The following is a 465-nucleotide window of genomic DNA, read 5'->3' as shown; positions in this document are numbered from 1 at the left end:
CCGGGATCCAGGGTCCGCACGATGTCCCACACCACCGAGTAGGAGGGGACCGGCCACCTCCGGGCGGCGCAGATGCCGGTGACTTTGCGATGGATCGTGGCGATGGCCGGCCGCGGCTTGCTCAGTGCCAGGCCCTCGATCAGGTGGACGAGGTCGGGCGGAAGGCGGCGGGAGCCGGTGTCCGCTCGCGAGGCTGTCTCCAGGCCCGCGTAGCCGTCGGCGCGGTAGCGGGCGTGCCAGCGCTCCAGGGTCCGCAGCCCAACATCGGTCTCGCGAGCTAAGCGCGCGAGGGGCACCTGGTCCTCGACGTGGAGCCTGAGGATTCGCCACCGCGCTCGAGCGTCCACGACGCACCTACTGCACGAGGCTCTCGCGGCCACGCTGCGCGCGCTCAAGGGCGCGGTAGACCGTGGAGCGGCCCACGCTGAACAGCTCGGCCAGCTCGCCCACGGTGTGCTCGTCGGC

The 465-nt window shown here is 72.3% G+C and carries 1 protein-coding gene and 1 pseudogene; both read right to left on the bottom strand.

Going from position 1 to position 465, the window contains the following annotated elements:
• Positions 1-296: leucine zipper domain-containing protein (locus L979_RS14190; protein WP_255349611.1), on the bottom strand; the 296-nt coding region annotated here is incomplete at its 3' end.
• A gap of 58 nt (positions 297-354) precedes the next feature.
• A pseudogene (locus L979_RS16980) lies at positions 355-465 on the bottom strand (helix-turn-helix domain-containing protein); the annotation flags it as partial.

It is taken from the genome of Kocuria sp. ZOR0020 (assembly GCF_000800955.1).
Lineage (GTDB): Bacteria > Actinomycetota > Actinomycetes > Actinomycetales > Micrococcaceae > Kocuria > Kocuria subflava.
This window is presented reverse-complemented; position numbering and strand designations above follow the sequence as displayed.